Consider the following 24000-nt stretch of genomic DNA (forward strand, 5'->3'; position numbering starts at 1 on the left):
CCAGGACGGACAGGGTGTTCCTCACCTGATCTCCGCTTGACGTGCCTCCTGGGAGTCGACATGCCGCAATCACTTGCCCGCCGCATGGAGGGGCTGCACAGCTCCGCCATCCGTGACCTTCTCACCCTCACCGCCCGGCCCGACGTGGTCAGCCTCGCGGGCGGGTTGCCGGATCCCGAATTCATTCCGCGGGAACGGATCCGGAAGGAAGCCGAACTCGCGCTCGCGGACCCGGCGTCCGTCCAGTACGGCGAGACCACCGGGCTGCGCAAGCTCCGCGACGTGCTCGCCGCCCGCGAGGGCGCCAAGATCGGCCGCGCGCTCGACGCCGCGGACGTCGTCGTCACCCATGGCTCGCAGCAGGCGCTGAGCCTGCTGGCGCAGGTGCTGCTCGACCCCGGCGACGTCGTGATCGTCGAGGAACCCGCCTACACCGGCGCGCTGCAGGTGTTCCGTGCCGCGGAGGCCGACGTCCGGTCCGTCCCACTGGATGCCGACGGCATGGACACCGCCGCCCTGCAGGGCCTGCTCGAGTCCGGACTGCGGCCCGCGGTCGTCCACACGGTGAGCAATTTCCACAACCCGCGCGGCGTCGTCCTGTCGGCCGGCCGCCGGGAACACCTCGCCGCACTGGCCGATCGCTACGGCTTCTGGGTGATCGAGGACGACCCGTACGGCGAACTCTTCTTCGACGGACCGCCGCCCGCGCCCGTCGCGGCCCTGTCGGACCGGGTGATCCGGCTGTCGAGCGCCTCGAAGATCCTGGCACCGGCGCTGCGGGTCGGGTGGCTGCACGGCGACCGGCGGGTGTGCGAGGCCGTCGAACTGCTCAAACAGGGTGCGGACCTCTGCGGTTCGTCTCTGACCCACCGGATCGCCGCCGGACTGCTGTCGGACGAGCCGTGGCTGGATCTGCACCTGGAGATGCTGCGCGCCCGCTACGGGTCCCGGGCAAGGGCGCTTGCCGACGGTGTCGCCTCGACGTTCGGCGACCGCGCCGGCGTGTCCTCGGCCGTGGGCGGAATGTTCTGCTGGACCGAGTTTGCCGACTCGGGCCTGGACACAGCCGCGCTGCTGCAGACCGCCGTCGAGCACGGTGTGGCCTTCGTCCCAGGATCGGCGTTCGGCGTCGCCGCGGAACACCGGAGCGCTCTGCGGCTGTGCTTCGCGACCTGTTCGGAAGACGTGCTGACGGGCGCGGCGGCGAGGCTCGGCGACGCGTACGCCGATCACGCCCAGTCGTAGGTCCGCTCGACCGCCTTGTTCCACTCGGCGTACAGCCGGGTGGACTCGGCCTCGTCCATCCCGGGTTCCCAGGTCTTGTCGACGGCCCAGTTCGCGCGGATGTCGTCCTCGCTCTCCCAGAATCCGACGGCCAGGCCCGCGGCGTACGCGGCGCCCAACGCCGTCGTCTCGTTGACGACGGGCCGGATGACCGGCACCGCGAGGATGTCGGACTGGAACTGCATGAGCGTCTCGTTGACGACCATGCCGCCGTCCACCTTGAGGGAGGCGAGTTCGACGCCCGAATCGGCGCGCATCGCCTCGATCACCTCACGGGTCTGATACGCGGTGGCCTCGAGGGCGGCCCTGGCGAGGTGGCCCTTGTTCACGAACCGGGTGAGCCCCACGATCGCGCCGCGGGCGTCCGGTCGCCAGCGGGGTGCGAACAACCCGGAGAACGCGGGCACGAAGTAGGCGCCGCCGTTGTCGTCGACGGACTTCGCCAGATCCTCGATGTCCTTGGCAGAACTGATGATTCCCAGGTTGTCGCGCAGCCACTGCACCAGCGAACCGGTGACGGCCACGGACCCCTCGAGCGCGTAGACGGCAGGTGCGTCGCCGATCTTGTAGCAGACGGTGGTGAGGAGGCCGTGTTTGCTGTGCACGGGTGTGGTTCCCGTGTTCAGCAGCAGGAAGTTCCCCGTCCCGTACGTGTTCTTCGCTTCGCCTTCGGACAGGCAGGCCTGCCCGAACGTCGCGGCCTGCTGATCGCCGAGGATTCCCGCGACGGGCACACCCGCCAGCGTTCCCCGTTCGCGTCCGACACCGTAGATCTCCGACGAACTGCGGATCTCCGGCAGCATCGACATCGGGATGCCGAGATCGGCACAGATCTCCGGATCCCAGTCGAGGGTCTCGAGATTCATCAGCAGCGTGCGGGAGGCATTGGTGACATCGGTCACGTGGGTGCCCTCCGTGATGTGCCACAGAATCCAGCTGTCGATCGTGCCGAAGCAGAGTTCGCCCGCCTCCGCCCTCTCGCGGGCACCGTCGACGTTGTCGAGAATCCAGCGGACCTTCGGCCCCGAGAAATACGTGGACAGCGGCAGACCGGTGCGCTTCTGGTAGCGGCCCGGGCCCTCGTCGCCGCCGAACTGCGTGCACAGCTCGTCGGTGCGCGTGTCCTGCCAGACGATGGCGTTGTACACCGGTTCTCCGGTGTTCCGGTCCCACACGACCGCCGTCTCGCGCTGATTGGTGATCCCGATCGCGGCGATGTCGCGTTTGGTGAGGTCGGCCTTCGCGAGCGCGGACGCCACCACTTCACGGGTGTTGATCCACAGCTGCTTCGCGTCGTGCTCCACCCAGCCTGCGCGCGGAAAGAACTGCTCGTGCTCCTTCTGGGCGACGCTCACCACGGCGCCGTCGTGATCGAAGATCATGCAGCGGCTGGAGGTGGTGCCCTGGTCTATCGCGGCGATGTACTGAATCACACGCATGAAGCTACTAGCCTGGGCATGAATCCGTCGTCATCTCACAGGAGCCCGAGTTGAGTAGTCAGCCTGGTGTGCAGTTCCTCGGTCCCCGGCAGCGCGATGCCGCCTGGGACGAGCTGCAGACCGAACAGTTCGACGTCGTCGTGATCGGCGGTGGTGTGGTCGGGGCCGGTGCGGCCCTGGACGCGGCCACCCGCGGGCTGAAGGTGGCGTTGGTGGAGGCGCGCGATTACGCGTCCGGAACGTCGAGCCGCTCGTCGAAGATGTTCCACGGCGGGCTGCGCTACCTCGAGCAGCTCGAGTTCGGACTGGTGCGGGAGGCGCTCCGGGAGCGTGAGCTGTCGCTGACCACCCTCGCGCCGCACCTGGTCAAGCCGCTCGAGTTCCTGTTCCCGATCACCCACCGGCTGTGGGAGCGGCCCTACATGGCGGCAGGAATCTTCCTCTACGACCGGATGGGCGGCGCCAAATCGGTTCCGCCGCAGAAGCATCTGACCCGCGCGGGTGCGCTGCGGATGGCGCCGGGGCTCAAGCGCAACTCGCTGACCGGCGGCATCCGGTACTACGACACCGTCGTCGACGACGCCCGGCACACCATGACCGTCGCCCGCACCGCCGCCCACTACGGTGCGGTCGTGCGGACGTCGACGCAGGTCGTCGGTTTCCTGCGGGAGGCGGACCGGGTGTCCGGGGTACGCATCCGGGACTGCGAGGACGGGCGGACCGCCGACGTGAAGGCGCACGTCGTCATCAACGCAACCGGGGTGTGGACCGACGAGATCCAGGCGCTGTCGCGGCAACGCGGCCGATTCCGGGTCCGCGCGTCCAAGGGTGTTCACATCGTGGTGCCCCGTGACCGCATCGTCAGCGACGCCGCGATCATTCTCCGCACCGAGAAGTCGGTGCTGTTCGTCATCCCGTGGGGCAGCCACTGGATCATCGGCACCACCGACACGGACTGGAACCTCGATCTCGCGCATCCGGCGGCCACCAAAGCCGACATCGACTACATCCTCGGTCACGTCAACAAGGTGCTGGTGACGTCGCTGACCCACGAGGACATCGACGGTGTCTACGCCGGTCTGCGTCCGCTGCTCGCCGGGGAGAGCGACGAGACGTCGAAGCTGTCACGCGAGCACGCCGTCGCGCGCGTGGCGCCGGGCCTCGTCGCCATCGCGGGCGGCAAGTACACCACCTACCGCGTGATGGCCGAGGACGCCGTGGATCTCGCGGCCGAGGACATTCCGGCGCGGATGGCGCCGTCCATCACCGAGAAGGTGCCGCTCGTCGGGGCGGACGGCTATTTCGCGCTGGTCAACCAGACCGTGCACCTCGGCCAGCTGTACGGGCTGCACCCGTACCGGGTGAAGCACCTGCTGGACCGGTACGGCTCGCTGATCGGCGAGGTGCTCGACCTGGCGGCCGACAAACCGGAACTTCTCCAGCCCCTCACCGACGCGCCGGCCTACCTGCAGGTCGAGGTCGTGTACGCGGCGGCGGCGGAGGGCGCGTTGCATCTCGACGACATCCTCGCCCGGCGCACCCGCATCGCGATCGAGTACTCGCATCGGGGTGTGAACTGCGCCGAGCAGGTGGCGCAACTGGTGGCGCCGGTCCTCGGCTGGGACGCCGACGACGTCGACCGCGAGGTGAAGACGTACCAGGCGCGGGTGGAGGCGGAGGTGCAGTCGCAGGCGCAGCCGGACGACCTGTCCGCCGACGCGTTGCGGGCGGCGGCACCGGAATCGCGGATCGAACTGCTCGAACCGCCTGTCAGTGTGTCAGAAATACCTTGATCACCACGATGGCCGCTGCGATGGCGGCGAGGCCGATCGCCGCCCAGTGGGTGCCGGATGTGACCTTCTCGCGGCGGAGTCGGCTGATCACGTAACTGATCGACGCGATCCGGGTGATCATCACCACCTCGGCGATCAACTGCGCCGTCCGCGGTTCCAGCCAGCCGATCAGCGCGGTGCACAGGATGACGCTGGGGACGACGGCCGACGTGAGGATGGGCAGGCCGTCACGGAGTTCGCCGCTGCGTTCGGCCCGGGTGAGGGTGCGGTCGAGACGCAGTGTCTGGCCGACGGACTCGGCGAACAGATGCGCGAGGAAGGTGGACAGCGCGGCTCCGACGACGATCGCGATGCCGAGGGTTTCCTGGGCCTTGGTGACGGGGATCAGCGCGGCGAGGACGAGGATGTTGCCGTAGATGTAGGCGCTGATGCGCCGGGCGGCGCGCTCGGTGTCGATCGGGGCGTCGGCCAGCTGCGCGGGGCGGTTGAAGAGTTTCGGAAGGTCCCACTCCATGGCCCCGAGCATTCCACGCGCACGCGGTCAGCGAGTGTGGACGAGCGATTTCGGTGCGTGTGCGGCGACGACCCCGGAGAGCGCCATGACGACGAGGGCTGTAACAGCGATGAATTCCATGTGATTCAGCGTCGTCCCGGATCCCGTGAGCAGTGTGGGCGTTGCCTGTGAGCTCCCTGGGAACTCAGACTTTCGGGCTGTAGTGCTGGGGGTCGTCGCGCCGGTCGACCGGGGGAAGGTTCCGTCGCGGCGTGTGCACGAGCGGGGCGTGCGCGGGGGCGCGCCCGGTCTCGCGGTCCCAGCCGGCGCGGGCACGCGGGTGATAGCGGTACCGCCGGGGGACGAGACGGAAGACCGCGTTCACGGCGCGGCCGACGAGTGTGTGCAGGCGCTCGTCGCGGCTGGTCCAGCGGTAGCCGAGGAGGTCGCGGACCGGCGGGTCGTACATGCCGACCGTCAGCCACACGAAACCCCTCGCCACCGGGAAGCGGAGGATCGTCCAGATCGGGGCGGGCAGCCACGACAGGAACGGGGGAGCGCCGAGGCCGGACAGGTCGAGGACGTCGCGGGTGGCCTTGTTGTCCTCGAGTACGTTGCGGCACATGTGATCCCAGTACTCACAGAACGCCTCCCAGGTTTCCGGGACGGGGCGCATGCTCATCCCGTACAGGCGGTACCACTGGATGTGTTCGGTGAAGAGGCGGCGTTTCTGGACCTCGGTGAGGCCACCCATGAAATTGTCGCCGGTGAGGATGGTGCCCATGAAGAACGTGGCGTGCGCCCAGTAGAACGTGTCGGGGTCGAGGGCGTGGTACTTGCGGCCGTGTTTGTCGATTCCCTTGATCGTGTCGTGGTATCCCCGGACCTGCTCCGCGGTCTGCTGGGCGCGGTCGCCGTCGAAGACGACGCCGCCGATCGGGTACAGCGACCGGTAGAGCCGCTCCCACCGCTCGTCGAAGAAGCGGGAGTGTTCCTCGACGCCGGCGCCGAGACCGGGATGCATGTTCTGCATCGACCCGGCCCACACGCCCTGCAGCATTCCGCGCCAGTCGCCGAAATACTTCCAGGTCAGCGAATCGGGGCCGAGGGGGACGGGGGCGGAGGCCGGGACGGGCGTACCGTCCGCGTTCAGGTGACTACGCACGTTGTCAGACTAGGATCTGACAACACGCGTAGTCAAGGATTGGGGCGAGAAGAGTGACGCTGGAGGACCGGCGGGAAGCACGGCGGAATGCGCTGCTGCGGGCGGGCGTCGCGCTGCTCGGTGCGGCGGACGGGCCCGCCGTGAACGTGCGCGCGGTGTGCCGCGCGGCATCGTTGACCGAACGGTACTTCTACGAGTCGTTCCGGGACCGGGACGAATTCGTGCGCGCCGTCTACACCGCGGTCGGGGACGAGGCGCAGGCCGCCCTCGTGGCGGCCGTGGCGTCCACCGAGACCGCACGCGAGCGCGCCGAGGCGGCCGTGGACGCGTTCGTGAAACTGATGGTCGACGATCCCGACATGGGGCGGGTGCTGCTGCTCGCGCCGTTGTCCGAACCCGCGCTGAGCAGGCGGGGCATCGACCTGATGCCCGGCTTCGTCGCACTCGTGCACGACCAGCTCTCCGCCGTCGACGACGAGGTGGAGAAACAACTCGTCGCCGTCGGAGTGGTGGGCGCCCTCACGACCCTGTTCATCGGATATCTCGACGGAACTGTGGCCGCGTCGCGCGAGCAATTCGTCGCGCATTGCGTCACTCTGGTGGTGGAGGCAAACAAGGCCGGCCACGAGTGAGGTGCGCATGCCGTTCCAGGTGTCCGTGGACGATCCGACTCGCCCGCAACCCGAGCTCCGGGTACTCGACCGCAAGTTCTTCCAACTCGTCGGCGAATTCGTCTACGTCCACGGCGACACGGTGGTGACGGTGCCCGGCTGCGCCCCGATGCCGTGCCTGCTCCGCACGGATCTCGCATCGATTCCCGCGCCGCTGCAGGGCCTGCTCACCCCGTACGGCCGGCAACTGCTGCCCGCGATCATGCACGACGACCTCTGCAAACGTGCGAGCGCGCAGGGGCAGGAGGGGAACACGCTGCGACGCCGCGCGGACGAGCTGTTCCGGCTCGCCCTGCTCGACGAGGGCGTCGGACCGTTCCGCAGCCGCATCTTCTGGGTCGGCGTCGAGGTCGGCCGGTTCTGGACGTTCACCGACGTCGCCCGGTTCCTGCTGATCACCCACCAGGTGCTCGGGATGCTGTGCTGGGTGGTGGGCGTGCCGTGGGCCGTGGCGACCTCGCACTTCGGCCTGGCCGCCCTCCTGCTCGCGCTGCCGGTGCTGCTGTCGCTGCTGTGGCGCAGAGATTTTCCCGTCGCACTGCTCGGGTGCATCCTGCTGCCCCTGATCGCGCCCACATATCTGCTGACGATCGGCACCGCCGCGGTGCTGTGGGTGCCGGACGGTGCCGCCTGGTTGCTCGGCCGCAGGCGAACGCGCCGACCTCCGCCGCTCGGGCCGCCGACGACGGTCCTGCGCTAATCCACCCTCGGCGGTTGGCAGTACGTGCAGAAGAAGATCTCCTGGCGGCCGAGGTCGTGGCCTTCGATCACCGTCCCGCAGCGGCGGCACCGTTGTCCGGCCCGCCCGTACACCCACGGCCGGTGACGGATCGAGTTGTTCTTGTCGGCGTGGATCATGCGGTGCGCGAGCGTGACCATTGCGGGCAGGTCGGTCACTTCGCCCGCCGGAGTGTACGGGTGGACGCCGCGGAGAAAGCAGACTTCGTTGCGGTACACGTTGCCGAGACCGGCCAGATTGCGTTGATCGGTGAGGGCGAGACCGATGGGCTGCTCGCCGGCCGCCCGCAGATTGCGGACCGCCGTGCCGGCATCCCAGTCCGGCCCCAGCAGATCGGGGCCGAGGTGGCCGACCGCGGACTCTTCGTCGTCCCGCTGGAGTATCTCGGTGATGCCCAGCGAGAATCCGACCGCCACCCGGTCTTCGGTGGCCAGCACGATGCGCGCCTGGTGCGCGGGACGCCGCCACCTCGAGTCGGGCGCGTAGATGTGCCACGCGCCCTCCATTTTCAGGTGCGTGTGGATGGAGTGGTCGCCGACCCGGATGAGGAGGTGCTTCCCCCGGCTGACCACCTCGTCGACGACCTGCCCGGACAGGTCGACGGTGGCGTAGCGGGGCACCCGCACGTCGCACCGGGTCAGGACCTTGCCTTCGAGGGCGTCGCGCAGCGAGTTGGCGGTGCGCCAGACGGTGTCGCCTTCGGGCATGTCAGGCCCGCAACCGGAAACCGCGTGGAGTGGGCGAGAACCCCGCCTCGGTCAGGATCGGCGCGAAGTCGCTGCCGTGGATGGTGTCGCCGTCCACCTTCTCGACCACGATCCTGTCGATCCCACCGCGCTTGACGACCCCGGCGAGCGTGACGGCCGCGGTGCGGAGCACACCGGGGTCGTCGGTGAACGTGAGGACGGTGCGCCCGCCGCGTTCGACGAACAGGATCAGCTCACCCTCCACCAGCACCACCAGTCCACCGGCCTTGCGTCCCGGCCGGTGCGCGGGCGCGTCGTCGCCGCGCCGCGGCCACGGCAGGGCCGCACCGTACGGGTTGGCGGGATCGCTGGCGGCGAGCGTCACGGCAGGCAGCGTGGTGTGCCTGCCCTCGAGCGAATCGCCGTAGCTCCGGAGCCGGTCCACCACGGGGGGAGTGGAGAACTGCGCACCGCCGAGCGACTCGACGAAGTGTCCCCGCCGGCAGCGGCCGTTGTCCTCGAACGTGCCCAGCACCTTGTACATCAGCGCGAAACCGCCCGGGACGTTCTCGGTCATCACGGACCCGCGGGTCACCACCCCGTACCGCTCCAGCAACAATTCGGCGGTCGCGCTGGCCCGCAGCGTGGCATCGGATTCGGCGGCGGGCAGAATCGACCATCGTCCCCCGACCGTCGGCGGTGCGGTGCGCACCGGCACCGTCAGGCTGCGGTACGCCCGGGCGCGCGGGGGACGCCGCGGCGACCGGTGGCTCGTGGTGGTCCTGGACGTGTCCGACAGCAGGGCGCGCACCGGGGCGAGGGTGTCGTTGCCGATGTGGCCCAGCCACACCAGATCCCACAGAGCGGTGGCCAGCGCGGTGTCGTCGGACATCTCGAGGGTGTCCGCGAGTTGCCGGAAGAAGTACGCGCCGCCGCCGGACAGCGTGTCGAGTATCCGGCCCTGCACGTCGGTCAGGTCCGATTCGGTGGGCGTGGTCAGCGTGAGCGGTGCGGTATCGGCGGGGTGCAGGCACACCCACCCGTCCTTGCCGGAGATGCTGCCCGCGCCCGACCACAACACCTCACCGGTGGACGTCAGTTCGTCGAGCATGGCGGGGGAGTAGCCGGCCACCCGGGACGGCAGGATCAGTGATTCGAGTGCCGACGCGGGAACCGGAACGCCCGCAAGCTGTTCCACGACGGTCGCGACACCGTCGATACCGCGCAGTGTGCCCCCGACGTGCTGCCAGGCCGGGAGAAAGCGGCCGAGCGTCGCCGTGCTGACCGGCTCGACCTCCTGACGCGCCGCGGCCAGCGAGCGCCTGCGCAGACGGCGCAGGACCTCGGCATCGCACCATTCGCTGCCCGTCGCGCCGGGGCGGAACTCGCCCTCGACCACCCGCTTGGCCTGCGCGAGCCGCTGCAGGACGTCGCGGGCCACCGCCGAACCGAGACCGAAACGGGCCGCGGCGTCGGTGATCGTGAACGGGCCGTGGGTGCGGGCGTACCGGCTGATCAGGTCGGCCAGCGGATCGTCGACGGGTTCGATGAACGCGGCGGGAACACCGATGGGCAGCGGCACCCCGAGCCCGTCACGCAGGCGTGCCGCATCCTCGATGGCCGTCCACCATTCGCGACCGGCGAACGACACGCCGAGCGCCCGCTTCGCACGCACGAGTTCGTCGAGCCAGGGGGCCGGATCGGCGGTCGCCCGTGCGGCGACCTCGTCGGAGGTCAGCGGCCCCAGCAGGCGCAGGAGGTCGGCGACGCCCTCGAGGTCCTTCGCCTTGCGGTCGGGGAGCAGTCGCTGGAGTTCGAGTTCGGCGCGGGCGATGACGTCGGCGTCGAGCAGTTCCCGCAGTTCCACCCGGCCGAGCAGTTCCGCCAGCAGCGTCGAATCCAGGGACAGGGCAGCGGCCCGGCGTTCGGCGAGCGGGCTGTCGCCCTCGTACATGAATTCGCCGACGTAGTTGAACAGCAGGGCGCCGGCGAACGGTGACGGCGACTGCGTCTCCACCTCGACGATCCGGATCTGCCGTCGTGCGAGCCTGCGCAGCAGGTCTTTCAGCGCCGGCAGGTCGTACACGTCCTGCAGACACTCGCGGACGGTCTCGAGCAGGACCGGGAACGTCGGATACCGGCGGGCCACGTCGAGCAACTGGGCGGACCGCTGCCGCTGCTGCCACAGCGGTGCGCGCTTTCCCGGGGTTCGTCGGGGCAGCAGCAGCGCCCGGGCCGCACACTCACGGAACCGGGACGCGAACAGCGCCGACCCGCCGACCTGTTCGGTGACGATGTCCTCGATCTCGTCGGTGTCGAAGACGAAGAGGTCGGCTCCGGGAGGGGTGTCCTCGGTGTCGGGGAGGCGCACGATGATGCCGTCGTCGGATGCCGTGGCGTTCGAGTCGAGGCCGTGACGCTCGCTCAACCGGGCACTGACCGCCAGCGCCCACGGCGCGTGAACGCGCTGGCCGTACGGCGAGTGCAGGATGAGGCGCCAGTCGCCGAGTTCGTCGCGGAACCGTTCGACCACCAGGGTGCGGTCGGTGGGGACCTGCCCGGTGGCTGCCTTCTGCTCGGTAACGAGTTGCACGAGATTGTTCGCGGCGTTCTCGTCGAGCCCACCGGTCCGGCAGCGCTCCTGCACCTCGGTCTCGTGCCCGAGCGAGATCTCCCGCAGGAACTGGCCCAGCGCCTCGCCCAGCTCCGCAGGCCTGCCCAGACCGTCGCCGTGCCAGAACGGCAACCGCCCCGGCTGTCCGTAGGCGGGGCTGACCAGCACCCGGTCGAAGGTGATCTCCTCGATCCGCCAGCTGGTGGCGCCGAGCGCGAAGACGTCGCCGACCCGCGACTCGTACACCATCTCCTCGTCGAGTTCGCCGACGCGGGACGCCTTCTCACCAACCATGTAGACCGTGAACAGGCCGCGGTCGGGGATGGCGCCGCCCGACGTGACGGCCAGCCGCTGCGCGCCGGGGCGTCCGGTGAGCGTGTTGGCCTCGCGGTCCCAGACGAGGCGGGGCCGGAGTTCGGCGAACTCGTCGGAGGGGTAGAGGCCCGCGAGAAGGTCGAGGGTGGATTCGTACGCCGAGCGCGGCAGCGTCGCGAAGGAGCCACTGCGCCGGACGGTCTCGAACCAGTCGTCCACGTCGAGCGGTTCGAGGGCGGTGGCCGCCACCGTGTGCTGGGCGAGGATGTCGAGCGGGTTGGTGGGTACGGCGAGTGCCTCGATCTTGCCGGTGACCATCCGCTCGACGGTGACGGCGCAGTGCACGAGATCGGTGCGGTGCTTCGGGAACACCACACCCCGGGAGATCTCCCCGACCTGGTGTCCGGCACGGCCGACGCGCTGCAGACCGTTCGCCACGGACGGGGGCGCCTCCACCTGGATCACCAGATCGACGGCACCCATGTCGATTCCGAGTTCGAGGCTGCTCGTCGCGACCACGCACCGCAGCCGCCCCGACTTCAGGTCGTCCTCGATCAGGGCCCGCTGGTCCTTGCTGACCGACCCGTGGTGGGCGCGGGCGAGCAGCGGGTCCGCACCGAAGTTGACCTCGGACGGGGTGCCGATCTGCGAGGCCGGTTTCGGGTTCTTGTCGACCGCGGTCCCGGCGCGTTCGGCGTAGATCTCGTTGAGTCGTGCGGTCAGGCGCTCGGCGAGCCGCCGCGAGTTCGCGAACACGATGGACGATCGATGCGCCAGGACGAGATCGACGATCTGCTCCTCGACGTGCGGCCAGATCGACCCCGCCTGCGGGGTCGCCGAGGCCGAGCCTTCGGCGGGTTCGGCGAGACCGAGTTCGGTCATGTCCTCCACCGGGACCTGCACGGTGAGGTCGAACGTCTTCGGTGACGGCGGTGCCACGATCCGGATCGGCGCCGAACCGGACAGGAAGCGGCCCACCTCCTCGTGGGGCCGCACCGTCGCCGACAGTCCGATGCGCTGCGCCGGAGTGTCGAGGAGCCGGTCGAGGCGTTCGAGCGACAACGCGAGGTGCGCGCCGCGCTTCGTGCCCGCCACCGCGTGGACCTCGTCGACGATGATCGTGTCGACCTGCGTCAGCGTCTCGCGCGCGGCGGACGTGAGCATGAGGAAAAGCGACTCGGGGGTGGTGATGAGGATGTCGGGCGGATTCTTGATCAACGCGCGCCGGTCGCCGGCCGGTGTGTCGCCGGAGCGGACACCCACCGAGATCTCCGGCGGCGTGAGCCCGAGCCGCTTGGCCGTCTGCGTGATCCCGACGAGCGGGGCCCGCAGGTTGCGTTCGACGTCGACCCCGAGCGCCTTGAGTGGGGAGATGTAGAGAACCTTGGTCTTGCGGTCCTTCCCGTCCGTTGCGGCGAGTTGGTCGAGGGACCACAGGAACGCGGACAGCGTCTTGCCTGAACCGGTCGGCGCGACGACGAGCGTGTGCGCTCGGCTGGCGATCGACTCCCACGCACCGAGCTGCGCGGCCGTCGGCGCGGGAAACGCACCGTCGAACCACTCGCGGGTGGCAGCGGAGAACCTGCCCAGGACGTCGGTCACCGTTCCATACTGCACCGGGGGTCCGACAGGCGGCGGGCACATGCTGTGGATCTCCACTGCGGTCCACGGAACTTGTCGGTGGGGCGCAGTATGATTCGAACATGAGTTCGAACGGGGGGTTGGCGGCGGATCAGGTGACGGAACACCTGACTGCGCTGGCTGCTGCCGTCACGGGACTGCTCGACGCCGATCTCACGGGTGTGTCGGATTCGGACGTGATGCTGATGATGCAGCAACTCGAGAAGTCCCTCCGCCGCGCAGGCGCGGTCTCGCAGCGGCTTATCGTCGAGAGTGTCGAACGCTCGCTGCCCGCGGCGCTCGGCTACAACTCGCCGAACACACTCCTGGTCGACGTGCTGCGCGTGTCGGCGTCGGATGCGTCGGCGCGGGTGTCGGCTGCCCGCAACCTCGGCGCCTGGCACACGCTGTCGGGCGACGACCTGCCGGCGGCACTGCCGGAAACGGCGGCTGCGCAACGCGACGGTGCCATCGGCCCCGATCACGCCCGGGCGGTCTCGAAGATCATGCGCAAGATCCCGCACGCCGTCTCGAATGCGGACGTCGCCGCAGCCGAAGCGATCCTGGCCGAATGCGCGCGTGGCGGCACCCCGGAGGACGTCGAGAGTGCCGGTCACCGACTGCTCGCCTACCTCGATCCAGACGGTCGTCTCACGGACGATCGCGATCGGGCACGCCGACGCGGCATCTCACTCGGTCGACAGGACGCCGAACTGATGTCGAAGATCTCCGGTGAACTCGACCCCACCGCGCCACGTGCAGGAGTGGCGCCACGGCGGACAGACCGACATCGACTCGCTGACACTCGTGTGCGATGCCTGCCATGCTCGGGTGCACGACGGGCCTGCCGGCTGGGCGACCACCAGCGCGCCACCCGGCGACGTGTACGCGGGACGCACCGAATGGATACCGCCACCGCACATCGACCCGGAGAGGAAACCGCGAATCAATCACCGGCACCACGCCGGTGAGCTGATCGATCGTGCTCGCCGGAGGATCCGTGACCGGGTGCGCGCCGAGGACCGAGTGCCCTAGCCCAGGCCTGTGCTCACACCGTCGCGAGATCCGCGGCGGGTACTGCTGCCGGCGCGAACGACGGCAATGGCGCCTCGACGGTCGACGGCTCGTGCTCGGAGAACACCACGTACGCGCCGACAGCGAGTAGCGCCAGCGCAACTGCGCGGATCATCCTGAGCACGTTGTCTCGCTTCGGTCGAAGGGCGGTGCGCCACAAGTGGAGCCGTCAGACAGTAGACGACGGCACCGACAGATACGCACGCCAAGCTCCGGCGGCCACGAACTCGACGCCGGTGCACGGGATCCCGCACCGGCCAGGAACGTCAGAGGGGAGCGAGGCGGGCCCGGAGCAGGCAGAATTCGTTGCCTTCGGGATCGGCGAGGACGTGCCAGGGCTCGTCCCCGGTCTGGCCGATGTCGGCGGGGCGTGCTCCGAGTTCCAGCAGGCGTTCGAGTTCGGCGTCCTGATCGCGGTCGGTGGCGTTGACGTCGATGTGCAGCCGGGGTTTCCCGGGCTCCGGGACGTCTCGGCGGCTGAGGATGATCGTCGGCTGTGGGCCGCCGAACCCTTCGCGTGGCCCGATCTCGATGCTTCCGTCGCCCTCGCGGTCGAGCACCACGAAGTCCAGGACCTCGCACCAGAATCGGGCCAGCACCTCGGGGTCGCGGCAACCGAGCACGAGTTCACTGATACGGCATGCCATGGACGAAACCTACTCTCGGCGTCGGAACTGTCAGGGTGTAGCGAGCGACGCGCTAGTCGCGGCCGAGGCGCTGCAGCAACGCGGACTTGATCGCCGGACGTCCCGCGGCGACGAGTGTGAAGGTGGCTTCACGCATCAGTCGTTCCGCCGTGTTTCCCGCGAGCAGGGCGGAACTGCCCTTCGCGGTGACGAGGGCGGTGGCGGTGCGGATGGCGAGTTCCGAAGCGCGGGCCCGCGCTTCGGCGATCTCCGCGCGGCCCTCGAGTGTCGCGTTCAGGTCGAGGCGTGCCCGGGCGGCCTGCTCCTCGAACGGGTCCGCGTCGACGCCGAGGGCCTCCAGTTCGCTGATCGCCCGTCGGGTGATCCCCATCGCCATGCACCCGTTGATCCACGACCCGAACAGCTGGCTCTTCGCGAAATCCTCGGGGGAGACGACGGCGCTCACCAGATCGCGTGGCACGGCGAGCCCGTCGAATTTCAGCCGGACCGTGTTCGACCCCCGCGCCGCGATCAGCGGGAGTTCCTCGGCGGTGAGGCCGCGCAGCGGTTGTGCGGGAATGATGACGTGCACGATGGAGTCGTCGAATTCGTCGCGCGCCGATACCTGGAGCAGATCGACGATGCCCCAGCCGGTGACGAACGGCGACACCCCGTCGAGCACGTAGCCGTCGTCGACACTGCGCGCCCACAAGGTGGGTGGGACGGGAATCGCTCCGGCCAGAGCGACGCCGGCCCGCACCGTGCCGTCGACGAGTCCGTCGAGGTACCGATCCTGCAGGGTCGTGTTCGGTGAACCGGCGAGACCGGCGACGACACCGTGATGCTGCATCCACGTGAACGCCGTCGCGAGGCAACCGCCGCACAACGTCTCCATCACGTCGACCAGCACCGACGGCGTCACTCCCTCTTCGCCGGGTGCCGCGAGTCCGTAGAAGCCGTCGGCGGCGAGAGTCTCGAAGTGACTATCGGGAATCTCGCCGTCGGCATCGACGCTGTCGGCCACCGGGAACAGCACGTCCTCGGCGATCTCACGCGCCATTTCGGTCCAGTTGCTCACGCCCCGAGAGTAGCCGGTCGACACCGCCCGTCAGGTGAACTCGACCCCCTGCGCGAGCGGAAGTCGATCGGAGTAGTTGACGGTGTTGGTCGCACGGCGCATGTAGGCCTTCCACGCGTCGGATCCGGACTCGCGTCCCCCTCCGGTCTCCTTCTCCCCGCCGAACGCCCCGCCGATCTCGGCCCCCGACGTGCCGATGTTGACGTTCGCGATGCCGCAGTCGGAACCGTCTGCCGCCAGGAACCTCTCGGCCTCGCGCTGATCGGTGGTGAAGATCGACGACGAGAGTCCCTGGGGCACTTCGTTGTGCAACGCGATCGCCTGGTCGAAGCCTTCGTAGGTGAGTACATACAGGATCGGTGCGAACGTCTCCTCCTGCACCACCGACGTCTGCGCGGGCATTCGGACGAGGGCGGGCGAGACGTAATAGGCGGAGTCGCTGCCATCGCTGCGTTCGCCGCCGCAGACGACGGTCCCGCCGTCGGCGCGGGCCTTGCCCAGCGCCGTCTGCATGGCCTCGAACGCGGAGCGGTTCACCAGCGGGCCGACGAGAACGCCGTCGTCGAACGGGTTTCCGACCTTCAACTGGCCGTACGCCGAGGAGATGCGCTCCACCAGTTCGTCGGCGACGGACGAGTGCACGATCAGCCGTCGTAGCGACGTACAGCGTTGTCCCGCGGTGCCCGCGGCGGAGAACACGACGCCACGCACGGTCAGGTCCAGATCGGCGGACGGTGTCACCACCGCCGCGTTGTTGCCGCCCAGTTCGAGCAGGCACTTGCCGAAGCGCGCGGCGACGCGAGGACCCACGGCGCGACCCATCCGGACCGAACCGGTGGCGCTGACCAAGGCGACGCGTGCGTCGTCGACGAGCCGTTCGCCGACGTCCCCCGCACCCTGGATCAGGGCGTGGATCCCGGCGGGTGCGCCGACGTCCCGGGCGGCGCGCGCCAGCAGGGCGTCGCAGGCGATCGCCGTGAGCGGCGTCCGGTCCGACGGCTTCCACACCACCGTGTCGCCGCAGACCAGCGCGACCGCGGTGTTCCACGACCACACGGCCACCGGGAAGTTGAACGCGGAGATCACCCCGACGACTCCCAGCGGGTGCCACGTCTCCATCAGCCGATGCCCCGGTCGTTCCGACGCCATCGTTCTGCCGTACAACTGGCGGGACAGACCGACCGCGAATTCGCAGATGTCGATCATCTCCTGCACTTCACCCTGCGCCTCGGACGGAATCTTGCCTGCCTCGAGAGTGACCAGTTCCGCCAGATCGGCCTTGTGTTCCGTGAGAAGCTCGCCCAGACGGCGCACCACGGCGCCGCGCTGGGGGGCGGGGACGGAACGCCATTCGAGGAAGGTCTCGTGGGCCGCAGCGATCGCCCGGTCCACGTCCTCCGGGGTGCTCGCCGTCACCGTGCGCAGTTCGGTCCCGGTGATCGGTGTGCGCGCGACGAGCGGTCCCCCGCCGTCGGTGATCTCGGCGCCGCATCTGATCAGTGCGTCCTCGGCGCGTCGGCACAATTCCTCGGGGGCGGGAAGGTTCACGATGCTGTCCTCTCTCGGGAATGGTCCTGCTGCTGTCGGTAGAGCGTGAACGGGTCGTGCACGGCCCGGCCGAGTGTCTCGGAGAGCCACGGTAGGGGGTCGGGGCCGGAGTCGACCGGCATCGGCGGGAAGTCCTCGTAGAGGATCGGCTCCGCGACGTCGCCGTCACCGGTGCGGCGGTGGGTGAAGTACGCCAGCCCACGGGCCTCCAGTTCCGCTTCCGTCAGTGGGAACTCGCCCTCGCCGCGGGAAGGGTCGTCGTACAGTTCCTGTCCCTCGGGTGTCAGTGCGATGCCCCGTGATTCCGCCACGAGGACGCCGCCGGGTGTGCCGGCGGCGCCGAACGACACCCACCGCACGAGGACGTCCGGGCCACCCGGGGCGTGCGGACGGTCGGTGCCGTCGATCCTCCGCAGGCCGTGCCGCGCCGACCGACGGCACAGCTCGTCGATGTCGAAGACTCGCGGTGCGAGGTGCACGACCCGCACGCCCGTGCGCCCGCCGACGTCGGCGGCGACGGGTGCGACGCGTTCGAGCGCGGAGAGCCAGGATCGGTCGGCCGCGGTGTCCGACGGCGCGAACGCCGCGGCCGCGAGCGCGACGAACCGTTCCGCCGTCGGTGCGGTCAGCCCGCCCTCCTCGGTCGCGAGCGCGGCCAGGTGCAGCAGTTCGGTGGGAAACACGGTGCGGGCGGCGAGGACATTCTCGAGGCGGTGCTGCAGTTCGCCGTCGAAGAACCGGCGATCCGCGGTGGTGAGCATCGATGCGAGCATCCCGAACGGGTTGCGGGCCAGTTCGATCGGGTCGACGGGACGAAAGACCGTCGAGACGACGGGCTCCGGCTCGGGTGCACCGCGCCGGTCGTAGCAGCCGACGGGGTGCATCCCGAAACCCGAGAACAGGATGGCGGCCTGACGAAGCTCCGTCGGCCCACCGAGGCGGATCGCGCCGTGGCGCTCCACGATGATCCGGGCGAGGCCACCCCGGCGTTCGGCGTCGGCCGGGTTTCTTGCCGAGAAGTCCGCGTTGACCTCGTCGGCCACCTCGGCCAGCGTGTCGTAGGCGGGCACCGTCCGGCTGTACGCCGCGCCCAGTGCGCGGGCGAAGCGGGCGCGGAGCTCCCACGTTTCAACCATGATGCACCTCCGCTGGGCTAGCCTGCGCTGGTGGTGGAATCTTTCCGTAGCGACGCACCCCATACTCCTCTCGACGACATCGATCGGGTACTGATGCAGGAGCTGGTGGCCGACGGCCGGGCGACTCTGGCGACCCTCGCCGAGAAGGCCGGGTTGTCGATCTCCGCGGTGCAGTCGAGGGTGCGCAGGCTCGAGGCCCGCAAGGTGATCCGCGGGTACACCGCGAAGATCGATCCGGATGCGCTCGGGCACGGTCTGTCCGCATTCGTCGCGATCACCCCTCTCGATCCGTCGCAGCCCGACGACGCGCCCGCCCGGTTGCGGAACCTCTCCGCGATCGAGGCGTGTCACTCGGTCGCGGGGGAGGAGAGCTACGTGCTGCTGGTGCGCGTCGCCTCGCCGCGGGAGCTGGAACACCTGCTGCAGGAGATCCGCGCCACCGCCAATGTGCATACGCGCAGCACCATCATCTTGCAAACATTTTACGACAGGTGAGCCCCGTACCGGATATGTTGCCGAATCGTCGCCGATAGACAGGAATTTTGACGTAATCTCTCGGTATGAGCACAGCGATTCGTTTTACCGGAGATGGGGGCGAGCTGCCGGCGAGCCAGGTGCACGACGTGCTGCGCGAGCGCATTCTGGTCGACGGGTTCGACCTGGTACTCGACCTGGACCGCTCCCGCGGCACCCATCTCGTCGATCTGCGGGACGGCACCAGCTATCTGGACATGTTCGGATTCTTCGCGTCGTCGGCCCTGGGGATGAACCACCCCGCACTGGCGGACGACGACGCGTTTCGCCGGGAACTGGCGGCGGCGGCGATCAACAAACCGAGCAACTCCGACGTCTACACCGTCCCGATGGCACGGTTCGTCGAGACGTTCGCCCGGGTGCTGGGCGATCCCGCACTACCGCACCTCTTCTTCATCGACGGTGGCGCGCTCGCCGTCGAGAACGCGCTGAAGGTGGCGTTCGACTGGAAGAGCAGGCTCAACGAGAGCCGGGGCCTCGACCCGGCACTCGGCACGAAGGTGCTCCATCTGACCGAGGCCTTCCACGGACGCAGCGGATACACCATGTCGCTCACCAACACCGAGCCCGGCAAGGTGGCGCGATACCCCAAGTTCGACTGGCCGCGCATCGACTCCCCGTACCTCGCGGACGGACGGGACGTCGAGGAAGCCGAACGGCACGCACTGGATCAGGCGCGTTGCGCGTTCGCCGAGAACCCCTCGGACGTGGCCTGTTTCATCGCCGAGCCGATCCAGGGTGAGGGCGGCGACCACCACATCCGCCCGGAATTCTTCCAGGCGATGGAGGCGCTCTGCCGGGAGAACGACGCCCTCGTCGTCTTCGACGAGGTGCAGACCGGCTGCGGTCTCACCGGAACCGCCTGGGCGTACCAGCAACTGGGGGTGCACCCCGACGTCGTCGCGTTCGGCAAGAAGACCCAGGTCTGCGGAATCATGGCCGGCGGCAGGGTGGACGAAGTCCCCGACAACGTGTTCGCCGTCAGCTCGCGGATCAACTCGACCTGGGGCGGCAACCTCACCGACATGGTGCGGTCCCGCCGGATCCTCGAGATCGTCGAGGAGGACAGGCTCGTCGACCGGGCCCGCATGACGGGGGCGCACCTTCTCGGACGGCTCCGGGAACTCGCGCGGGCGAACGCCGACGTGACCGAGCCGCGGGGGCGTGGCCTGATGTGCGCGATCACGCTTCCCACTCCGCAGCGGCGGGACCGGGTCGTCGCGGACCTGAGGGACCGGGAGCGGGTGCTGATCCTGCCCACCGGTACGCGTGGGATCCGGTTCCGTCCACCGCTGACGGTGACGACCGCGGAACTCGACGCCGCCGTGGATGCACTGGCCCGGGTGCTGGGCGGTACCGTCGACGCATGACGCCGATTCCGCTCACGTCCGTACCCAATCTGCGAGACGTCGGCGGCTACCGAACCGGGGACGGCGCGAAGGTGCGCACCGGGGTGTTCTACCGTTCGACCGATCTCAGCCGGGTCGCGGACACGGACATGCCGGTGCTCGACGGCCTCGGGATCCGGACGGTGTACGACCTGCGGACCGCTGACGAGCGCGCCGCGGCCCCCGACATCCTCCCGAACGGGGCCCGCGCGGTCGCATTGGACGTGCTCGCCGACAAGGGGATCCGGTCGATCCCCGCGCAGATGCTGCAGGTGATCGCCGATCCGATGATCGCCGAACGTGAACTCGGCGGCGGACGCGCGATCGAGTACTTCGAGGGCAGCTACCGCGATTTCGTCGTGATGCCCAGCGCGGTGTCCTCGTACCGGGAATTGTTCCGCGGACTGGCGGCGAACGGCAACACGCCCACCCTCGTGCACTGCACCACCGGGAAGGACCGGACGGGGTGGGCGACAGCGGCGCTGCTGTTGCTCCTCGGCGTCGGCGAGGACGACGTGTTCCACGACTACCTGCTGACCAACGAGTTCCTTCTGCCGGCGTTCGCGGGCGTGTTCGAGAAATTCGTCGACGCGGGTGGAGATCCGGCGCTGCTCGAGCCCGTGCTCGGGGTCCGCGAGCAGTATCTGCAGGTGTCGCTCGCCGCCATGCGCGAGCGGTACGGGACGGTCGAGCGGTACTTCTCGGACGGACTCGGCCTCGACGCGGCAGTTCAGACTCTACTGCGGGAGCGCATGATCGCGGACTGAGCGGACAGCCCGATCGCCACACCCACCATGTCCGCGCAGAGGTCCCAGACCGAACCGTGCCTGCCGATCGGCAGTACGCCCTGCAGTATCTCGGTGATCACCGCGAACGCCGCGAGCCAGAGCACCGTGATCCGTGGCGTCAGAAGGGCATACCGGGACGCGACCGCCAGCGCTGCGAACAGCAGCGCGTGCACCACCTTGTCGGCATGTTCGGGACCCGACGGCGTCGCGGACGCGGGGGACAGCAACATGACCAGCGCCAGCACGGTGAGCGCCGCCACCGGAACGGATCGCATACTCACCGCTGAACCGTGAACCCCAGTGCGCCCTCCGCAAACCGCTGCACCGCATCCGATCCGCTCGCGAGCGCGTCCTCGTGACCGGCGCGGGCCCACCCGGTGAGGGTCGCGGATTCACCGGACGGAGTGAGCCCCACCTCGGCGAGCAGCTCGCCCGTGTTGGGCTGGCAGATCGCCCAGGAATAGTGCTCGTCGCTCAGCCACTGCGCCGCGCGGCGGGCGATGTAGCCGGGTTCGGTGATTCCACCGTCCGCGAGCGCCGGACGGTCGTCGACCCGCTCGTCCTCGCGCAGCGCGCGCAGGTACCAGCCGCCTGCGTTGACCTCGACCGGTTCCACGTCAGCGGCCCCGGTCGCGGCGACGATCTCGACCGTGACGGTCGTCGCGGGTGCCGAACAGGATGGCGCCGGCGGCAGGGATCATCAGGAAGAACAGCCAGCTGTTGTCGACGGGGACGACGAAGAACAGCACGAGGGCGATGAGCGGGATCACCGACATCACGATCCGGCGCCAGTTCTGGTCGTGGTCGGTGTCCGTTGCCTCGGCCTTGGCGGGCGCGGCGGCCGTGGTCGCGGGGAGGTCGGTGAACACTCGATCGAGTTCGCCGCGGGTGGTGGCATTCGTGACCGCGAGACTGCGCTCGTCGAACTCGGGGACCGTCAGACGGCCCGCGGCGAAGTGTTCGCTCAACGAGTTCAGGGCCTGCTCACGTTCGGCTGTGCCGATACGGATCTCGGGAACGTCAGACATGCGTACAGTGTGGCACGGCCACCCGTGAGTACTTGTTAACCGCGGGCGGTTAACAAGTACTCACGGGAGCTACTTGAGCTCGGCGAGGACGGTGCCCTGGGTGATGGCGGAGCCGGGTTCGACGGCGAGGCCGGTGACGGTGCCGGCCTTGTGGGCGTTGACGGGGTTTTCCATCTTCATGGCCTCGAGGACGGCGATGAGGTCGCCCTCGGCGACTTGTTGTCCTTCTTCGACGGCGACCTTGACGACGGTGCCCTGCATGGGGGCGGTGACGGCGTCACCGGAGGCGGCGCCGCCGTGGGCGCCGCCGCGGGTGCGGGCCTTGGGCTTCTTCCGGACCGCCCCGGCCGGGGCACCGTTGCCGGTGCCGAGGGTGAACTGGCCGGGCAGCGACACCTCGACGCGGCGGCCGCCGACCTCGACGACGACGTTCTGCCGGGGCAGATTCTCTTCGTCGTCGAGGGGGGCTGCGCCGGTGAAGGGTTCGATCTGGTTGTCCCATTCGGTTTCGATCCACTTGGTGTAGACATCGAAGCCGCTGCCGTCGCCGATGAAGGCGGGGTCGGAGACGATGGCCCGGTGGAACGGGATGACCGTGGCCAGGCCTTCGACCTGGAATTCGGCGAGGGCGCGGCGGGCCCGGGCGAGGGCCTCGTCGCGGGTGGCGCCGGTGACGATCAGCTTGGCGAGCATGGAGTCGAACTGGCCGCCGATCACGGAGCCGGTTTCGACGCCGGAGTCCATCCGCACGCCGGGGCCGGTGGGGGGCACGAACTTGGTGACCGGGCCGGGGGCGGGCAGGAAGCCGCGGCCGGCGTCCTCGCCGTTGATGCGGAATTCGAAGGCGTGCCCGCGGGGGGTGGGGTCCTCGAGGATGTCGAGTGCCTCGCCGTTGGCGATCTTGAACTGTTGCAGCACCAGGTCGATGCCGGCGGTTTCCTCGGTGACGGGGTGTTCGACCTGCAGGCGGGTGTTGACCTCGAGGAAGGAGACGGTGTCGCCCTGGACGAGGTATTCGACGGTGCCGGCGCCGTAGTAGCCGGCCTCCTTGCAGATGGCCTTGGCGGAGGAGTGGATGCGGTTGCGTTGGTCGTCGGTGAGGAACGGGGCCGGGGCCTCCTCGACGAGCTTCTGGAAGCGGCGCTGCAGGGAGCAGTCGCGGGTGCCGGCGACGATGACGTTGCCGTGCTGGTCGGCGATGACCTGCGCTTCGACGTGCCGGGCCTTGTCCAGATACTGTTCGACGAAGCATTCGCCGCGGCCGAACGCGGCGACGGCCTCGCGGGTGGCGGAGTCGAACAGTTCGGGGATTTCCTCGATGGTGTGGGCGACCTTCATGCCGCGGCCGCCGCCGCCGAACGCGGCCTTGATGGCGACGGGGACACCGTATTCCTTGGCGAAGGCGACGACCTCGTCGGCGTTCTTGACGGGGTCCTTGGTGCCGGCGGCCATCGGGGCGTTGGCTTTTTCGGCGATGTGGCGGGCGGTGACCTTGTCGCCGAGGTCGCGGATCGATTGCGGGGAGGGGCCGATCCAGATCAGGCCGGCGTCGAGCACGGCCTGGGCGAAGTCGGCGTTTTCGGAGAGGAAGCCGTAGCCGGGGTGGATGGCGTCGGCACCGGACTTGGTGGCGGCGTCGAGGATTTTGTCGAACACCAGGTAGGACTCGGCGGAGGTCTGTCCGCCGAGGGCGAAGGCTTCGTCGGCCAGGCGCACGAACGGGGCGTCGGCGTCGGGTTCGGCGTAGACGGCGACGCTGGCCAGGCCGGCGTCGGCGGCGGCCCGGATCACCCGCACTGCGATCTCACCGCGGTTCGCGACGAGCACCTTCGTGATGTGCGCGCTGGCATGACTGGGCACTGAGCCTCCTGTGGTTCGCATGGTCTGTCTCCGCGGTGGTCCCCGGGGGTGTTCACCGGCGGTGGGTTACGGCATCACTTCGGAGTCTAGGCACCGAACGGATCGGTGTTGCCACCGGACC

The 24000-nt window shown here is 69.2% G+C and carries 22 protein-coding genes and 1 pseudogene; 9 read left to right on the plus strand and 14 right to left on the minus strand.

Features of this window, described 5'->3' with window-relative positions; genetic code table 11:
- Positions 1-60: 60 nt before the first annotated feature.
- Positions 61-1245, plus strand: a complete 1185-nt coding sequence (locus ACFU5V_RS21860) for a PLP-dependent aminotransferase family protein (RefSeq protein WP_378701781.1) — start codon at positions 61-63, stop codon at positions 1243-1245.
- On the opposite strand, the gene glpK is transcribed toward ACFU5V_RS21860, so the two are convergent.
- A complete protein-coding gene (gene glpK / locus ACFU5V_RS21865; RefSeq protein ID WP_378701783.1) occupies positions 1230-2723 on the minus strand; it encodes a glycerol kinase GlpK in 1494 nt (497 codons plus the stop codon). The genes ACFU5V_RS21860 and glpK overlap by 16 nt on opposite strands.
- Before the next feature lie 50 nt (positions 2724-2773).
- On the opposite strand from glpK, the gene glpD reads away from it, so the two are divergent.
- Positions 2774-4516 (plus strand): glycerol-3-phosphate dehydrogenase, encoded by a 1743-nt coding sequence (glpD, locus tag ACFU5V_RS21870; RefSeq protein WP_378431595.1) that lies wholly within the window; start codon positions 2774-2776, stop codon positions 4514-4516.
- Here the strand turns inward: glpD and ACFU5V_RS21875 are convergent.
- Both ACFU5V_RS21875 and ACFU5V_RS21880 read right to left on the minus strand, forming a co-directional pair.
- Positions 4494-5030, minus strand: coding sequence for a hypothetical protein (locus ACFU5V_RS21875; protein WP_378431593.1), 537 nt, complete (start codon positions 5028-5030; stop codon positions 4494-4496). The two genes, glpD and ACFU5V_RS21875, sit on opposite strands and share 23 nt — an antisense overlap.
- A 184-nt stretch (positions 5031-5214) precedes the next feature.
- Positions 5215-6174 carry an oxygenase MpaB family protein gene (locus ACFU5V_RS21880; protein WP_378701785.1) on the minus strand — a complete coding sequence of 320 codons (960 nt, stop codon included), beginning with the start codon at positions 6172-6174 and terminating at the stop codon, positions 5215-5217.
- Positions 6175-6227: 53 nt separating this feature from the next.
- Here ACFU5V_RS21880 and ACFU5V_RS21885 point away from each other — a divergent pair, with 53 nt between their 5' ends.
- Both ACFU5V_RS21885 and ACFU5V_RS21890 read left to right on the plus strand, forming a co-directional pair.
- Complete coding sequence (locus ACFU5V_RS21885; protein ID WP_378701787.1) at positions 6228-6806, plus strand: TetR/AcrR family transcriptional regulator; 579 nt, start codon at positions 6228-6230, stop codon at positions 6804-6806.
- 7 nt (positions 6807-6813) lie between these two features.
- A complete protein-coding gene (locus tag ACFU5V_RS21890; protein ID WP_378431587.1) occupies positions 6814-7545 on the plus strand; it encodes a DUF1353 domain-containing protein in 732 nt (243 codons plus the stop codon).
- Here the strand turns inward: ACFU5V_RS21890 and ACFU5V_RS21895 are convergent.
- Positions 7542-8291 (minus strand): DNA-formamidopyrimidine glycosylase family protein, encoded by a 750-nt coding sequence (locus tag ACFU5V_RS21895; protein WP_378431586.1) that lies wholly within the window; start codon positions 8289-8291, stop codon positions 7542-7544. The genes ACFU5V_RS21890 and ACFU5V_RS21895 overlap by 4 nt on opposite strands.
- A 1-nt stretch (position 8292) precedes the next feature.
- Positions 8293-12801 (minus strand): ATP-dependent helicase, encoded by a 4509-nt coding sequence (locus tag ACFU5V_RS21900; protein WP_378701789.1) that lies wholly within the window; start codon positions 12799-12801, stop codon positions 8293-8295.
- Positions 12802-13028: 227 nt separating this feature from the next.
- Here ACFU5V_RS21900 and ACFU5V_RS21905 point away from each other — a divergent pair.
- Positions 13029-13511, plus strand: a pseudogene (locus tag ACFU5V_RS21905) (DUF222 domain-containing protein); the annotation flags it as partial.
- 64 nt (positions 13512-13575) lie between these two features.
- Complete coding sequence (locus ACFU5V_RS21910) at positions 13576-13854, plus strand: HNH endonuclease (RefSeq protein WP_378701791.1); 279 nt, start codon at positions 13576-13578, stop codon at positions 13852-13854.
- 13 nt (positions 13855-13867) lie between these two features.
- Here ACFU5V_RS21910 and ACFU5V_RS21915 read toward each other — a convergent pair whose 3' ends face one another.
- From ACFU5V_RS21915 to ACFU5V_RS21935, 5 genes are all read right to left on the minus strand, one after another.
- Complete coding sequence (locus ACFU5V_RS21915; RefSeq protein WP_378431580.1) at positions 13868-14008, minus strand: hypothetical protein; 141 nt, start codon at positions 14006-14008, stop codon at positions 13868-13870.
- A 151-nt stretch (positions 14009-14159) separates the two neighbouring features.
- Positions 14160-14540, minus strand: coding sequence for a VOC family protein (locus ACFU5V_RS21920; protein ID WP_378701793.1), 381 nt, complete (start codon positions 14538-14540; stop codon positions 14160-14162).
- A gap of 52 nt (positions 14541-14592) precedes the next feature.
- Positions 14593-15597 carry an acyl-CoA dehydrogenase family protein gene (locus ACFU5V_RS21925; RefSeq protein ID WP_378701795.1) on the minus strand — a complete coding sequence of 335 codons (1005 nt, stop codon included), beginning with the start codon at positions 15595-15597 and terminating at the stop codon, positions 14593-14595.
- A 30-nt stretch (positions 15598-15627) separates the two neighbouring features.
- On the minus strand, positions 15628-17145 hold the full coding sequence (locus ACFU5V_RS21930; protein ID WP_378701797.1) for an aldehyde dehydrogenase family protein: 1518 nt from the start codon (positions 17143-17145) through the stop codon (positions 15628-15630).
- A complete protein-coding gene (locus tag ACFU5V_RS21935) occupies positions 17142-18281 on the minus strand; it encodes a 2-oxoadipate dioxygenase/decarboxylase family protein (RefSeq protein WP_378701799.1) in 1140 nt (379 codons plus the stop codon). Before ACFU5V_RS21935 ends, ACFU5V_RS21930 begins: the two co-directional genes overlap by 4 nt.
- 30 nt (positions 18282-18311) lie before the next feature.
- Between ACFU5V_RS21935 and ACFU5V_RS21940 the strand changes: the two genes are divergently transcribed.
- The 3 genes from ACFU5V_RS21940 (at position 18312) to ACFU5V_RS21950 (ending at position 20970) form a co-directional block, all read left to right on the plus strand.
- On the plus strand, positions 18312-18776 hold the full coding sequence (locus ACFU5V_RS21940) for an Lrp/AsnC family transcriptional regulator (protein ID WP_378701801.1): 465 nt from the start codon (positions 18312-18314) through the stop codon (positions 18774-18776).
- Between the two features lie 65 nt (positions 18777-18841).
- Positions 18842-20185, plus strand: coding sequence for an L-lysine 6-transaminase (gene lat, locus ACFU5V_RS21945; protein ID WP_378701803.1), 1344 nt, complete (start codon positions 18842-18844; stop codon positions 20183-20185).
- Entirely contained in the window at positions 20182-20970 is a 789-nt protein-coding gene (locus tag ACFU5V_RS21950) for a tyrosine-protein phosphatase (RefSeq protein ID WP_378701805.1), read from the plus strand. Before lat ends, ACFU5V_RS21950 begins: the two co-directional genes overlap by 4 nt.
- Here the strand turns inward: ACFU5V_RS21950 and ACFU5V_RS21955 are convergent.
- The 4 genes from ACFU5V_RS21955 to ACFU5V_RS21970 form a co-directional block, all read right to left on the minus strand.
- Positions 20934-21266: a VanZ family protein gene (locus ACFU5V_RS21955; protein WP_378701857.1), complete on the minus strand. Its 333-nt coding sequence runs from the start codon at positions 21264-21266 to the stop codon at positions 20934-20936. The genes ACFU5V_RS21950 and ACFU5V_RS21955 overlap by 37 nt on opposite strands.
- A gap of 2 nt (positions 21267-21268) precedes the next feature.
- Positions 21269-21607: a hypothetical protein gene (locus ACFU5V_RS21960; protein ID WP_378701807.1), complete on the minus strand. Its 339-nt coding sequence runs from the start codon at positions 21605-21607 to the stop codon at positions 21269-21271.
- A 1-nt stretch (position 21608) separates the two neighbouring features.
- Positions 21609-22019, minus strand: a complete 411-nt coding sequence (locus ACFU5V_RS21965; RefSeq protein ID WP_378701809.1) for a DUF1707 domain-containing protein — start codon at positions 22017-22019, stop codon at positions 21609-21611.
- 69 nt (positions 22020-22088) lie between these two features.
- Positions 22089-23879, minus strand: coding sequence for an acetyl/propionyl/methylcrotonyl-CoA carboxylase subunit alpha (locus tag ACFU5V_RS21970; protein WP_378701811.1), 1791 nt, complete (start codon positions 23877-23879; stop codon positions 22089-22091).
- Positions 23880-24000 lie beyond the last annotated feature (121 nt).

This window comes from Rhodococcus sp. NPDC057529, assembly GCF_042802055.1.
GTDB lineage: Bacteria > Actinomycetota > Actinomycetes > Mycobacteriales > Mycobacteriaceae > Rhodococcus_F.

Excerpts from the sequence above, each read along its gene's own strand:
- ACFU5V_RS21860 (WP_378701781.1), top strand. The coding sequence starts at position 61 with ATGCCGCAATCACTTGCCCGCCGCATGGAGGGGCTGCACAGCTCCGCC.
- glpK (WP_378701783.1), bottom strand. The coding sequence starts at position 2,723 with ATGCGTGTGATTCAGTACATCGCCGCGATAGACCAGGGCACCACCTCC.
- ACFU5V_RS21875 (WP_378431593.1), bottom strand. The coding sequence starts at position 5,030 with ATGGAGTGGGACCTTCCGAAACTCTTCAACCGCCCCGCGCAGCTGGCC.
- ACFU5V_RS21890 (WP_378431587.1), top strand. The coding sequence starts at position 6,814 with ATGCCGTTCCAGGTGTCCGTGGACGATCCGACTCGCCCGCAACCCGAG.
- ACFU5V_RS21895 (WP_378431586.1), bottom strand. The coding sequence starts at position 8,291 with ATGCCCGAAGGCGACACCGTCTGGCGCACCGCCAACTCGCTGCGCGAC.
- ACFU5V_RS21915 (WP_378431580.1), bottom strand. The coding sequence starts at position 14,008 with ATGATCCGCGCAGTTGCGCTGGCGCTACTCGCTGTCGGCGCGTACGTG.
- ACFU5V_RS21920 (WP_378701793.1), bottom strand. The coding sequence starts at position 14,540 with ATGGCATGCCGTATCAGTGAACTCGTGCTCGGTTGCCGCGACCCCGAG.
- ACFU5V_RS21935 (WP_378701799.1), bottom strand. The coding sequence starts at position 18,281 with ATGGTTGAAACGTGGGAGCTCCGCGCCCGCTTCGCCCGCGCACTGGGC.
- lat (WP_378701803.1), top strand. The coding sequence starts at position 18,842 with ATGAGCACAGCGATTCGTTTTACCGGAGATGGGGGCGAGCTGCCGGCG.
- ACFU5V_RS21950 (WP_378701805.1), top strand. The coding sequence starts at position 20,182 with ATGACGCCGATTCCGCTCACGTCCGTACCCAATCTGCGAGACGTCGGC.
- ACFU5V_RS21955 (WP_378701857.1), bottom strand. The coding sequence starts at position 21,266 with ATGCGATCCGTTCCGGTGGCGGCGCTCACCGTGCTGGCGCTGGTCATG.
- ACFU5V_RS21965 (WP_378701809.1), bottom strand. The coding sequence starts at position 22,019 with ATGTCTGACGTTCCCGAGATCCGTATCGGCACAGCCGAACGTGAGCAG.